Annotated in this window: 19 protein-coding genes; 5 read left to right on the top strand and 14 right to left on the bottom strand. The window is 43.4% G+C overall.

Features of this window, described 5'->3' with window-relative positions; all coding sequences use genetic code 11:
* Positions 1 to 85 precede the first annotated feature (85 nt).
* Together HPL003_RS29780 and HPL003_RS29775 are read right to left on the bottom strand one after the other, a co-directional pair.
* Positions 86 to 316, bottom strand: a complete 231-nt coding sequence (locus HPL003_RS29780) for a hypothetical protein (RefSeq protein ID WP_014280335.1) — start codon at positions 314 to 316, stop codon at positions 86 to 88.
* 13 nt (positions 317 to 329) lie between these two features.
* Entirely contained in the window at positions 330 to 656 is a 327-nt protein-coding gene (locus HPL003_RS29775; RefSeq protein WP_014280334.1) for a TetR/AcrR family transcriptional regulator, read from the bottom strand.
* A gap of 184 nt (positions 657 to 840) precedes the next feature.
* On the opposite strand from HPL003_RS29775, the gene HPL003_RS29770 reads away from it, so the two are divergent.
* From HPL003_RS29770 to HPL003_RS14000, 3 genes are all read left to right on the top strand, one after another.
* On the top strand, positions 841 to 1,353 hold the full coding sequence (locus HPL003_RS29770; RefSeq protein ID WP_238533376.1) for a ketopantoate reductase family protein: 513 nt from the start codon (positions 841 to 843) through the stop codon (positions 1,351 to 1,353).
* A 13-nt stretch (positions 1,354 to 1,366) separates the two neighbouring features.
* Positions 1,367 to 1,696 carry a hypothetical protein gene (locus HPL003_RS29765; RefSeq protein WP_014280332.1) on the top strand — a complete coding sequence of 110 codons (330 nt, stop codon included), beginning with the start codon at positions 1,367 to 1,369 and terminating at the stop codon, positions 1,694 to 1,696.
* Positions 1,697 to 1,853: 157 nt separating this feature from the next.
* The gene (locus tag HPL003_RS14000) at positions 1,854 to 2,855 is read left to right on the top strand and encodes an NADP-dependent oxidoreductase (protein WP_014280331.1); all 1,002 of its coding nucleotides are present in this window, start codon (positions 1,854 to 1,856) and stop codon (positions 2,853 to 2,855) included.
* 260 nt (positions 2,856 to 3,115) lie between these two features.
* Here HPL003_RS14000 and HPL003_RS13995 read toward each other — a convergent pair whose 3' ends face one another.
* The 6 genes from HPL003_RS13995 to HPL003_RS13970 all read right to left on the bottom strand — a co-directional run bounded on the left by HPL003_RS13995 (position 3,116) and on the right by HPL003_RS13970 (position 6,356).
* Positions 3,116 to 3,661 (bottom strand): hypothetical protein, encoded by a 546-nt coding sequence (locus HPL003_RS13995; protein WP_014280330.1) that lies wholly within the window; start codon positions 3,659 to 3,661, stop codon positions 3,116 to 3,118.
* Positions 3,662 to 3,816: 155 nt separating this feature from the next.
* On the bottom strand, positions 3,817 to 4,383 hold the full coding sequence (locus HPL003_RS13990; RefSeq protein ID WP_014280329.1) for a hypothetical protein: 567 nt from the start codon (positions 4,381 to 4,383) through the stop codon (positions 3,817 to 3,819).
* A gap of 231 nt (positions 4,384 to 4,614) precedes the next feature.
* Complete coding sequence (locus HPL003_RS13985; protein WP_014280328.1) at positions 4,615 to 4,848, bottom strand: hypothetical protein; 234 nt, start codon at positions 4,846 to 4,848, stop codon at positions 4,615 to 4,617.
* A gap of 369 nt (positions 4,849 to 5,217) precedes the next feature.
* Positions 5,218 to 5,457: a hypothetical protein gene (locus HPL003_RS13980; RefSeq protein WP_014280327.1), complete on the bottom strand. Its 240-nt coding sequence runs from the start codon at positions 5,455 to 5,457 to the stop codon at positions 5,218 to 5,220.
* A gap of 76 nt (positions 5,458 to 5,533) precedes the next feature.
* On the bottom strand, positions 5,534 to 5,893 hold the full coding sequence (locus HPL003_RS13975; protein WP_014280326.1) for a hypothetical protein: 360 nt from the start codon (positions 5,891 to 5,893) through the stop codon (positions 5,534 to 5,536).
* Positions 5,894 to 5,915: 22 nt separating this feature from the next.
* Entirely contained in the window at positions 5,916 to 6,356 is a 441-nt protein-coding gene (locus HPL003_RS13970; protein WP_052310819.1) for a hypothetical protein, read from the bottom strand.
* A 1-nt stretch (position 6,357) separates the two neighbouring features.
* Here HPL003_RS13970 and HPL003_RS27560 point away from each other — a divergent pair.
* A protein-coding gene (locus HPL003_RS27560) for an IS5 family transposase (protein ID WP_202946265.1) occupies positions 6,358 to 7,133 on the top strand; the annotation gives its coding sequence in 2 pieces (ribosomal slippage) (positions 6,358 to 6,685 and positions 6,685 to 7,133; 777 coding nt in all).
* A gap of 77 nt (positions 7,134 to 7,210) precedes the next feature.
* Positions 7,211 to 7,699 (top strand): tyrosine-type recombinase/integrase, encoded by a 489-nt coding sequence (locus HPL003_RS13955; RefSeq protein WP_014280322.1) that lies wholly within the window; start codon positions 7,211 to 7,213, stop codon positions 7,697 to 7,699.
* A gap of 80 nt (positions 7,700 to 7,779) precedes the next feature.
* Here the strand turns inward: HPL003_RS13955 and groL are convergent, their stop codons facing one another.
* The 6 genes from groL to moaC form a co-directional block, all read right to left on the bottom strand.
* Entirely contained in the window at positions 7,780 to 9,408 is a 1,629-nt protein-coding gene (gene groL, locus HPL003_RS13950) for a chaperonin GroEL (RefSeq protein ID WP_014280321.1), read from the bottom strand.
* Positions 9,409 to 9,479: 71 nt separating this feature from the next.
* Entirely contained in the window at positions 9,480 to 9,761 is a 282-nt protein-coding gene (gene groES / locus HPL003_RS13945; RefSeq protein WP_014280320.1) for a co-chaperone GroES, read from the bottom strand.
* Positions 9,762 to 10,128: 367 nt separating this feature from the next.
* Complete coding sequence (tatC, locus tag HPL003_RS13940) at positions 10,129 to 10,899, bottom strand: twin-arginine translocase subunit TatC (RefSeq protein WP_014280319.1); 771 nt, start codon at positions 10,897 to 10,899, stop codon at positions 10,129 to 10,131.
* 111 nt (positions 10,900 to 11,010) lie between these two features.
* Complete coding sequence (locus HPL003_RS13935) at positions 11,011 to 11,262, bottom strand: twin-arginine translocase TatA/TatE family subunit (RefSeq protein WP_014280318.1); 252 nt, start codon at positions 11,260 to 11,262, stop codon at positions 11,011 to 11,013.
* Positions 11,263 to 11,441: 179 nt separating this feature from the next.
* Complete coding sequence (locus HPL003_RS13930; protein ID WP_013309212.1) at positions 11,442 to 11,924, bottom strand: MogA/MoaB family molybdenum cofactor biosynthesis protein; 483 nt, start codon at positions 11,922 to 11,924, stop codon at positions 11,442 to 11,444.
* Positions 11,925 to 12,037: 113 nt separating this feature from the next.
* Positions 12,038 to 12,526, bottom strand: coding sequence for a cyclic pyranopterin monophosphate synthase MoaC (gene moaC / locus HPL003_RS13925; RefSeq protein WP_014280317.1), 489 nt, complete (start codon positions 12,524 to 12,526; stop codon positions 12,038 to 12,040).
* Between the last annotated feature and the right edge of the window lie 22 nt (positions 12,527 to 12,548).

Raw genomic sequence — 12,548 nt, 5'->3', positions numbered from 1 at the left:
ATCATGAATGTGTCCGGCAACCATGCAAACAAAGAGAGGTGTGTAACTTATGGTACACCATCGCCTATCTGACCAGTCTCGTTTTTCATCTGTATTCATCGCCATTGCGATACAGCCCCAGACCGTTCATTACATAGGGACGAACAATGTCTACAAGCATATCGGTTCGATCCTTTTTCTCGACATTTAACCAATAATGCGCAGCGCCATAGATCGCTGAACCTGTCATGGCCGCCATGATTTTTATATGATGCCTGTCCGCCCCATGGGGGGTATCCCCTTTCAGAAAAATGCTCTCTATGGTTTGCTGCAGCATTTTCTTTATTTTTTCATCGACAAGGCGTAGCCATCGAATTGGAATCCATTCTGCAGATCCGAAAAAAACTCACGATGTATTGGTGTGTCAGCAAGATCAACTGGTCACATATTTCATCCGTAAACTCCTGTGCATTCGCCACTTGCTCAGGAATCATTTGATGAAAAGCCTGTTCTGTGACTTCGTCAAGCAAAGCATATTTATCTTCAAAATGGGCATAAAAGGTGGCGCGGTTAATGGTTGCTTTCTGAGCGATATCTTTGATGGTGATTGCATCAAATCCTTTTCTCCGCAACAAATCTCTGAACGCTGCTCTAATTAACTGTCGTGTACGCAACACCCTCGGATCTTCCTAATTTACCATTTCTATATCTCCTTGTTAAACATCAATTATCACAATGTGTTGCCTATGCAACTTTCATCTAACTCTGCCGGTTGAAATCATAAGCATGCGATATTTTTATCTTATCAAACAGGTGTTGTTTAAACAACCTGTGACTAATTCTATGAAAGGAAAGATCATATTGAACACCAAACCATATAGACTTTTGATATTTGGTGCCGGCGTGATTGGCAGTGTGTATGCACTCCGATTAGCACAGTCGGGACTGGACGTCACTATACTGGCACGAGGAAAGAGACTGGAGGCGCTGAAAAGGGACGGCCTGAAATACAACGATAATAGGTCGATAAAGCAAATATCGTCGATTAAGACGATAGAAAAGCTTGATAATGACGACATTTATGATTTTATCTTTGTTCCAGTACGATATGATCAGGCCGAATCTGCCCTGTCTGCGCTCAAGCATAATCGGAGCAAGACCATCGTCACCTTGACCAACACCATTGGATATGACTCTTGGCTTGAAATCGTGGGCGATCGCTTACTTCCGGGATTCCCGGGCGCCGGTGGAGATATCAAAGAAGATGTTCTATACGCCCAATTCGGTTCCGAAAAACATCAAGGAACCATTTTTGGTGAAATAAATGGACTGACGACCGAAAGAGTGAAAGAACTTGCCCAAATATTTGAATAGGTGGATTTGCATTATGAAATCCAAAAAGACATTCAAGCATTTCTATACGAATGACGGAATGGTGGATATAGAGACGGCAAGAAGTGTAAGCACTCTAAGCAAGATCGCCGCAGATATTAAACAAAACATTCACCTGGTAGAGCAAGCCGGAATTCCGGTAATCCCACCCGAAACGAAGGCAATGAGAGAATTGCCTGACAACGATATTATTTCCCGTTACCGCCAGATGCTGAGCAATGACTTCATAATTGATGTAAAGCCTGGGAACCATGCCATCAGCCAAAAAACAGAAATAATATTATTAGACGAGATGTTTCATAAAATGATATCCGCCCGGCGATGACATCACCGTAAGCTCCATAAAGGACGGCAAACTATTGATATTACCTCCCCAGTGGGAAAGCAATTAACGGATAATGCCAAGGATTTGGCCCAGTTAACACACTAGAAACACGGCAATTGAAAAATCAACGTATGTTCAATTTAAGAGGAGGATAATCATGAAAGCTATTGCTTTGACAAGCTTTGGAATCCCCGAAGTGCTAGAGGAACTGGAAGTGCCAATTCCCGCACTCACCGACACACAGGTTCTCATCGAAATGCGCGCCTCTTCCACCAATCCCGCAGATATTCTATTTCGCAGCGGCGCGATTCTTCAGAGTCCGATGGCCGATAAATTTTCGGCTCAATTTCAATTGCCGCTTGTTCTTGGTAATGAAGTAGCCGGCATCGTAATAGAGGTTGGCGGAAAAGTGCGTCATTTCAAGCCGGGGTATCGTGTCATGGGCATGGCTCAGAGGGGTTCCTACATGGACTATGTTGCGGTGGAGGAAGATCTTCTTGCCGTCATCCCTGAGAGTCTTTCCTTCGAAGAGGCAGGCGCCGCGCCTACGGTTGCCCTGACAGCTTGGCAAGCGCTGTTTGAGCATGGCCGTCTTCAACCGGAACAACGCATCCTCGTTCAAGCCGGTGCCGGAGGTGTGGGGCATGCGACGGTCCAGTTGGCCAAGCAACATGGAGCATATGTTATTGCAACTGCGAGGGACTATAATCATGATTTCGTCAAAGGACTCGGTGCGGACGAGGTGTTCGACTACACGAAAGTCGACTTTGCCACCCAAATAACCGAGCCTGTCAATATCGTGCTGGATTCCGCTATGGACCCATCTACCTTCGGTACCGGGTTACCGGGAGAAATCGGAAAGAAGAACTACTCGGTCATCAAGGATGGCGGAACCTATATTTCAGTGGTGGCATTCGCGATCAATCAATATCCGAAGGTCCGCGACATTGACGCATGTTTCTTCCAGGCAAGACCTAACCGTCCCGATTTTGAATCCATTGTTCGCCATATGAAAGAGAATAAATTGAGTATCCATATCGATGAGACCTATCCCTTTACTGCTCAAGGCCTGCTTCAGGCGTATCGCAAAAGCGAAGAGTTGCCGAAACGGGGAAAATCGTCATATCGAAAAACATTGGATAAACCTCTTGCTTGGTGAGATGAGATGTCTCAAAAGTAAGTTTGCGCACTTGACGGATAGCTTGCCTGATCAAATCATCTTGCAAAAATAAAGCGATGGCGGTGCTGGATACCCCTTCACCGCCATTGCTGTTTTCCGCCTTCTTGAGCAAAAAATGGTGAAGAGAAAGTAAACAGATGGTAAGGTGCGTCGAAGTATCGTACTTGTTGTCACAAAACAAAAAAAGACTCATACCCGTTATTGTTGCAAACTAATATAAGCCCTATCTGAAATTCAATTTAGGTATTAGGAGGGATTGTGCTCACAAACTCATAAACACCTACTATACGTTTAGCCGGGTAATCGGGATTTTCAAATACAGTTATGGAATATCCTTGTGGCTTATTAATTACAGAATTAATAACATCTTTTGGTAACCCTTTTTTTAGCGAGGCTTTGATATCAACTTGGTATTTCAGATTATCGTCATCTGAAAGTAATTCTTCGCCCTTCACCGGTATGGTTTCGGGTAAAGTATAATATTTAGCTAAACTTTCTGGAACACTTATATAGAAGTAATATGGATGTTTACCTTCGAGTATATATTTTCTAGGCTTGTCTCCAAATTTATAAGTTACACGAAAGGAGACTGAGTTGTCAGAGGAATCGTGAGACATTTTAAAATCATATACAATAAAGGCGTTAGGGTCTTCAAAATGAGTCCCCGTTAAAAAAGGCTCACTCATTTCATTGTTCTGATTTTCATTTTTTTCTTCACTTTTGCTCTTGTTTTTCTCATTGTTCACATTATTGCTAGGATTAAGATTTTTATGATCTGTAACCATCTCTTTAGTATTACTGCTACAGGCAACCAGAGTTATAATTACAAATACTAAAATGCATAAACTGGCTTTTCTTGAAATGATCTCTATCACCCCTTTGAAGTATAAAAAAGGAAACCATTTATGACAACTGGTTCCCTATAAAATTATTAGTTTCATTACAATTTTCTAACAAATATACTATCAGAAAAATCTGAAGTAGTCCAATTTCCAGAGTTATAAGTCCTGCTAACAACTACACCAGAATTATTAGCTCTTTCGATATAGCCACTTGTCTTTACTACTACACTCCCAGCTTTAATAGTGTAGACACTTTTCGCTGGAATAGACCATGTAATGCTAACTGATTTATTAGATTCTACTCCGGCATTTACCTCGAGAGATGCTTTAACTTTTTGGGCCATAACATTCAGCTCAGTCTCACCACCAACTGAAACATTTGCAAATTTTCGTATGCTTACCGTTCTCGTAACCGAAGTTGTACCCGCTCCAGTATTAGTTACCTCCATAGAAAAGTCTGTAGATTTTTCTCTCGTTGTTGAATAGGGATCAAAATAAGTCCCCGCCCCGGGATATTTAGCCTCTGCAAAAATTTCTATTCCTGAAGGGTTGATTGATTTTCCATAAGTTGCTTCAGTAACACTTTCTGCATAAACTGAACTAGAACCTAATGACAATAAAGCTATCACACCTAACAAAGATAAACTTTTCAATTTCTTTTTCATGTATTATCTCCTATTCTTTCATTTTTTTACATCCAAAATTATGGATATAAGATAATTATAATCAAAATATACTGAAATCAAATAAGAATAATTATCATTTTACAATGGTTCTATATACCTAATATTGTAATAATTTGTATTTATGTGTCGATTTTTTTGATTTTTGATTGTTAAAATATTATATGAAAATAACTGTAATTTATTGGTTCCAATTAAAAGACTCCATACTGGTCACATACCAGTGAAGTCCTTCTTTGCATCTACTCTAAATTCAAACTGATTACGGAAGAAATATGAACCTTTTATCTTAATCCACTCCGGTGTAATTTTCTCCACCGCGCCGCCATAGTCTATAATATCTATCAAATCCTCACTCAATGGCTGGACTACATTTACTCTTACCTGACTTAATGCTGCTGCAAATAATTCGATATCTGACTTTAACACTTTATATGTATGGTCCATGCTATTCACCTCGGTAACTCATTCGATACGAAATGGAAAATTCCCCTAACGTAAAAAAAACCCCTCCAGCATAGCCAGTAGGGTGTCACCGATTCTTTCGGATTGCACAACAGTGCTTCCGTATGTGTTGTTATCAGTATAATTGCTCTGGGCAATTCGTAGATACTATATGAATGATTCATGCTGTCCTCACAAAAAGCCCCTCCCTAAAAAAAGAAGCTACTTTTTAAAGAGATAACATAGCCAAAATACCAAGATTTTTAGCTAGAGCGACTCCAGCAGAAGAAATTTGAATGCCTTTTCCAAGTCTGCTAAAGAATTTTAAAATCCGTTCCTTTTTTCCGCTTGCCGTAGCCTCTTTTACCTTATTTAAGTCTTCAATATATCCTGCTGCTCTTCAGTATCTTGGATTGTTCTTTTTATTTCTTCCAGGACCTTTTCAAACAATTCCTCAGTTTCAGTGCTTAAGCCTGATTGGAATGACTGATTATTGTTGCCACTTAGAAAATTCTGATTCCCAGTGAATGTGGCACCTTGAAAATTGGCTCCATTCATGTTTCTTGAATTGTCATTGAACATATTATTGCCCCCTCCAAATATATTAATCATTGTGCCGCTCTCCAGAAACCTTCTCCATGAATATGCTTGGAAGGGAATAATCTGAGTAACTTCCGTCAAATTGCGATCAAACCCTCGTTCTTCTTTCTTTTTTTACCTCTTCAACGTATTCTTTTGAAAAAAAGTACACGATATTTGTATTCTCAGGATCTGGTATATACCATTCATCATCGCAGAATCTGCACTCTATTTCAAAGTCTGGTAGTTTATGCAAATCAAATTGCTGATCGATGTGAGATTCTGGACAAATAGTCTCAACTTTGACAATGAGATCACTAAAGTCAGACTTCATCATCAAATAATCATTCACCCTGTCTACATCTTTTTGCTCAGAAAGGTGGGCCACGAAATAAGCGTTAAACCGGCTCTTGTTTTCAAGAGCCAATTGTTCAAGTACTTGGTCTACTTTTACAGTATTTAACCGCATTGTTGTGGCCTCCCTACATATATTAAGAAGCAGGTTCTTGAATGTCATCTTCCGATCTGCTGTCTAATCCATACCTTACTTCGATAAACACATCCAGAATCCTTCTAATGATCCGTTCGCTTACTTTGCTTTTGAATTCAAATCCGCCTTTATGATGTATGCGAAACTTTACTTTTGTAGAATACCCCGTGTCTAACTCATCATAATCCACATGAAAAACTTGCGCTAAATAAGGTCTACCTTCAACCATTTCTAGATACTGTTTTTGTTGTTTGAGATCAACTATATCCGGAGCTGCACAAACAGAGAATTTCCCTATACACCCATCGCCAATAATCTCTGATTCAGTCAGACCAGCACGTAGACGAGAAGCAATTTTTTCTGCCTCTGCTTCAGTTACTCTAGGATGTGTCTGAAAACTAAATAACATGGTAAGATTTGAGAAAAACAAATGGAGCGTCAAGATGATTCAAAGACGGTACGAAATAAGCGATGAACAGTGGGATCAAATTAAGGGCATGTTTCCACCCTACAAAACAGGACGTCCGTCAAAATTAAGTGAACGAACCATGTTTAACGCTTTTCTATGGATCGCTCGAAGTGGTGCTGCCTGGCGTGATCTACCGGAGGAACGCTATGGTTCATGGAAAACGGTCTACAGTCGCTTTTGCAAGTGGCGAGATACCGGACTGCTTGTCACTATCTTCCAATCTCTCCAGATCGAACCTGACTTTGAAAACTTGAGCATTGATTCTACATCGGTCAAAGCCCATCAACATAGTGCCGGTGCTAAAAAAACGTTGAAGGACACGAAGTGAATCAACACATCGGCGTCAGTCGTGGCGGAAAGACAACCAAACTTCACACGGTCGTCGATGGATTAGGAAATCCCCTCGCTTTTCTTCTGACGGGTGGTCAAGTCTATGATTCTGTTCCAGCGATCGATTTACTTCAGAAGCTTGATATTACAGGAAGTCATATTCTTGGCGACAAAGCCTATGGCTCAGAAGCGATTCGGAATTGGATTACAGCTAAGCAGGCATCCTACACCATCCCGCCTAAAGCGAATAGTCAAAACCCTTGGAAAGTCGATTGGTATCGTTACAAAGAACGCCACTTAGTGGAGTGCTTTTTCAATAAAATCAAACACTTTCTCCGTGTGGCTACTCGTTACGACAAGTTGGCCAAGTCATTCTTGGCGTTTGTATACGTAGCTGCCATTTTCAAATTGACTCAATGAAGAGTTTTCAGACACGACCTAATTTTGAAACGAATGAAATTCGAGTGACCAAAACTCTCTATAATGAGCAAAACAATATGAAGCTATATAAACTCACCCCACCTAAAACTAAAGGGTCTATCCGCACTTTCGACTTGGACGAAGCCGTTATGGACTTGCTTGCCGATTATAGAAATATGCAGCAAAAAATAGTGCAGGAGAACAGAAAAATGTACCCTGATTATCATGACAAGGATTTCGTGTTCTGTCGTGACAATGGATATCCATACATCCAAAAAAATATCTTGATTAGAATGGATAGAATCTTAAAGAAAACATCCATCAAAAAGGAAGCCACTCCCCATATCTTTAGACACACCCACATAAGCATGCTCTCAGAGGCTGGAGTAGACCTAAAAACGATTATGAAGCGCGTGGGACATGATGACCCAGAAACAACTCTAAGGATCTACACACACGTCACAGATAAGATGAAAAAGGATGCAAATGAGAAAATAGGAATTCACTTTGCAGATATATTGAACTTCAATTTCACGAAAGATCATCCCCCTTTGCAAGAAATGTGATTTTTTCGTGATTAAATGAAGAAAGGCTCCCTCTCGGGAGCCTTTTAAATAGCGGTTTTATAGGCTTTTTAGCCTTTTACTTACATCATTCCGCCCATTCCACCCATGCCACCCATATCAGGCATTGCAGCCTTTTCTGGTTCTGGCTTGTCAGCGATAACCGCTTCGGTAGTCAGGAACATTGCTGCTACGGAAGCAGCGTTTTGCAGTGCATAACGAGTTACTTTTGCAGGGTCAACGATACCAGCGTCGATCATGTTTACCCAGTCGCCAGTAGCTGCGTTAAAGCCTACGCCAACATCTTCGCGTTTCAGACGCTCAACGATTACAGAACCTTCTTCACCTGCATTAGCAGCAATCGTGCGGATTGGAGCTTCCAGAGCACGCAATACGATGTTCACGCCTGTTTGCTCGTCGCCTTGCAGTTCAACAGCTGCAACGGCTTTGTATACGTTCAGAAGCGCTACACCACCACCGGATACGATACCTTCTTCAACCGCAGCACGGGTTGCGTTCAGGGCATCTTCGATGCGCAGTTTGCGTTCTTTCAATTCTGTTTCAGTAGCCGCACCAACTTTGATAACTGCTACGCCGCCGGACAATTTAGCCAGACGCTCTTGCAGTTTCTCTTTGTCGAACTCGGAAGTCGTTTCTTCCAGTTGCGTACGGATTTGGCTAACACGAGCGTCGATGTCGGCTTTGTTGCCCGCGCCGTCAACCACAATCGTATTTTCTTTCGTGATACGCACTTGACGTGCTGTACCCAGTTGATCTACGGAAGCAGTTTTCAGGTCCAGACCCAGTTCTTCCGTGATCACTTGACCGCCTGTCAGGGCAGCGATGTCTTGCAGCATTGCTTTGCGACGGTCACCAAAGCCTGGAGCTTTAACAGCTACAGCGTTGAATGTACCACGCAGTTTGTTAACAACGAGCATAGCCAGCGCTTCGCCTTCGATGTCCTCAGCGATCAGCACGAGTGGCTTGCCTTGTTGTACGATTTTTTCAAGCAAAGGCAAAATTTCTTGTGTGTTCGTGATTTTTTTGTCTGTGATCAGGATGTATGGATTGTCCAGCACAGCTTCCATTTTGTCCGTATCTGTAATCATGTACGGGGAAATGTAACCACGGTCGAACTGCATACCTTCAACCACTTCCAGTTCAGTTGCAAAACCGCGGGATTCTTCAACAGTGATAACACCGTCTTTGCCCACTTTTTCCATAGCTTCAGCGATTAGTTCGCCTACTTCGTCGTCAGCAGCGGAAATACCGGCTACTTGTGCAATGGATTGTTTGCTTTCGATTGGTTTGGAGATCGCTTGCAGTTCAGCAACGGCTGCTTTAACTGCCTTGTCGATCCCTTTACGGATACCGATTGGGCTTGCACCAGCAGTTACGTTTTTCAAACCTTCTGTGATGAGGGCTTGAGCCAAAACAGTAGCTGTTGTCGTACCGTCACCAGCTACATCGTTGGTTTTGGTTGCTACTTCTTTAACCAGTTGAGCGCCCATGTTTTCGAAAGCGTCTTCCAGTTCGATTTCTTTTGCAATCGTTACACCGTCATTTGTGATGAGCGGGCTACCGAATTTTTTCTCCAGTACAACGTTACGGCCTTTCGGTCCGAGTGTTACTTTAACAGCGTTAGCCAATGCATCTACCCCACGAAGCATGGAGCGACGAGCGTCTTCACTAAATTTAATGTCTTTTGCCATTTGCGATAAACCTCCCATGGATTATGAATGATTTGTTCGATTCCTATATTCAGGTCTTGTCCGGATTCCGGTTAACCAATGATCGCGTGGATATCGCTTTCTTTCATAATCAAATATTCTTTACCTTCATATTTGATTTCCGTTCCAGCGTATTTAGAGAAGATGACACGGTCGCCTTCTTTTACTTCCAGAGGAATGCGGACACCGTCTTTCAATGCGCCTGCGCCAACCGCGATAATTTTGCCTTCTTGCGGCTTTTCCTTAGCAGAGTCAGGAAGTACGATTCCGAAGGAAGTCGTTTGTTCTTGCTCAATTGCTTCCACCAATACGCGTTCACCCAAAGGTTTGATCATGAAAAAATAGCCTCCTTATTAAGTGTTTTATTCCGTTATACGGTTGTTATGTTGTATGTATTAGCACTCGACACTCGTCAGTGCTAACAACCAACTTTATGATACTCAACTTGAGATTGAATTTCAAGTCCCTGATGTATTTTTTATGGGAATTTTTATGGACAGCCCTTCTCGATTATATCCATCTGTCTTAAAAATAACCGTTATCCCAAGGCTAATGGTTATTTTCAAGGCAGCTAAGCTGCTGCTTTTCATGATCTGCAAATGGTTATGATCTGCTGATCCCTGATCTACATGATCGCAAAGTTGCCATGTAGCTCCAGAACCAAGAAGATACCGTTTTGCATGAAAATTCGAGTTCTGCCAGTTACCGCTCCGGCGCTACACGCAGTTGTGCCTCACGTTCTTCGTCCGCACGCAACTGCCTGCGGTACACCACTGCTGACATGTACACACTCACTTCATACAGCAACAGTAACGGGATCGCCACCAGAAAGTCGGAGATAAAATCAGGGGGAGTTATGACGACAGCAACAAAAACAAGTAGAAAATAAGAAATTTTCCGCCATTTGCGAAGCCTCATCGGAGTTAGTATCCGAATACCCGTCAGGAACATGATGAGCAACGGCAGTTCAAACAACAGAGCCACAGGCAGTACAATATTAAACATGAAGGTGAAATATTGGGCAATACCGTACGTTTCATGCAATCCCATACTTTTGGTGACAGACGACGTAAACTGAATCGCCATCGGGAAAACAATAAAATAAGCAAAAGCTGCACCGATTACAAACAACAGCAACACATAGGGTACATACCGCAAAGTCGCATTCCGTTCTTGCGGCCGCAAGCCGGGACTAACAAACTTCCACAGCTGGTAGCATGCAAACGGCAGCGCAACCGCAATTCCGATCAGCATGGCGATCTTCATGTAGATGCCTATTCCGTCCCAGAAGGAAAATGCATTCAATTGAAAAGCCTGCGCCGAACCGGAGCGAATAAGCCAGTCATAGACAGGACCTGCGGCGAACAAACCACCAGCCAGTGCCAGAACAAATACAATCAGCACGTATATGATTCTACGACGTAGTTCGCCCAGATGCTCCATGAGTGGCATTTCATGCTCTGGTGAGGTCACACTCGCTCCTCCTTTCTTGATCGGACGCAGCTGCGCCCCTAAAAAACAAAGCCCTTCCCTGGAGAAGAGGCTCTTCTTGAAATTGTAAAAGCACCAAAATATGCAATTCATCTAAGACAACCGCTTATCCTCCGGCTGGGGCTGCGCTTCTGAAGTCGATGTCTGGGATGCCTTGACTACGCTATCCTTATTGTCTTTGTGTTCAGTCCGTTGGTCTTCAGACAAAATATCACGTGCTCCGTTTTTAAACTCACGGAATGTACGCCCCACAGCGCGACCGAGCTCAGGCAGCTTGTTCGGGCCGAATAGCAGCAGCGCCAGAATGATTAACAAAATATAACCCGGTGCTCCAATATTAGGCATGAGTGTTATCCTCCTTATGTTGACGGGCAAAAACTAAAAACAAGAACCCGCATCTGGTACACAGACGCTGAAACAACCATGGGTACCCTACTTGTCCGTTGTATGTTTCTTGTATGGTTTGCTCGCATACAGTCATGTAAATTCTTACGGATATCATACCACACTCAGCATACTGCCTTCTACCGGAACTGGCCTGTCACCATGAGAAGCGCCTCTGGCAACTGATCCATAATAGCCGCCAAATTTTCATGCACGCCCTTGGGCGTTCCCGGCAAATTCACGATCAGCGTACGCCCCCGGATCCCTACGATTCCACGAAAAAGCATAGCCGCCGGATTTTTCTGCATCACAATCATACGCATCGCTTCCGCCATGCCGGGCACTTCCCGTTCCACGACCCGCCGAGTCGCCTCGGGTGTCACATCACGGATCGCCAGCTCGGTTCCGCCCGTCGTCAGCACCAAGTCTGCATGAAAATAATCGGTCATTTCGATTAAAGCCGCAATAATTTCATCCGGTTCATCGGGAACGATCCGGTACTCCACAATCTCTCCGCCCAGCTCTTCTTCGATGAGTTCCCGGATGACCTGTGCGCTTGTATCCTCGCGCTCTCCCCTCGCCCCTTTATCACTGGCTGTCAGGATCGCCGTTTTCCACACCATAAGATCACCCTTCTCCTATCATGAAAGAATACTTTCTCTTCTGAAAATCAGAAACAGCCACGCTGCATTCTCCATCACATCACAGTACCCTCTCGGCGACATGTATGGCTATGTCAAGGTTCCCGGTGGTCCTCCCTTTGGAAATCCCCATGCTTGCCACCTGTTTTCGATTGCAGCATGGTAGGGCCGATGATCATATCTTTTTGCAGCGCCTTGCACATATCATACACGGTTAACGCTGCGGCTGAAGCCGCTGTCAAAGCTTCCATTTCCACACCTGTCTTGCCCTCAGTCTTCACTTCAGCTTCAATATGAAGCACATCATGTCCATTATCAGAAAACGTAATATTCACGCCCGTCAGAGCCAGCGGATGACACATCGGAATCCAGTCCGACGTTTTTTTCGCGCCTTGAATCCCTGCGACCTGCGCTACAGCAAGAACATCGCCCTTGCCGATCCTACCCTCTTTCACAGCCATGAGTGTAGCCGGATTCATCGTAATCCGTGACACTGCGACTGCTGTACGAACTGTGGACGCTTTGCCCGAAATATCCACCATACGAGCTCGTCCCTGTTCGTTAAAATGAGTAAAGGAATCCACGACTCCCTCACAGCTCCTTTCA

The organism is Paenibacillus terrae HPL-003 (assembly GCF_000235585.1).
In the GTDB taxonomy this organism is placed as follows: domain Bacteria; phylum Bacillota; class Bacilli; order Paenibacillales; family Paenibacillaceae; genus Paenibacillus; species Paenibacillus terrae_B.
This window is presented reverse-complemented; position numbering and strand designations above follow the sequence as displayed.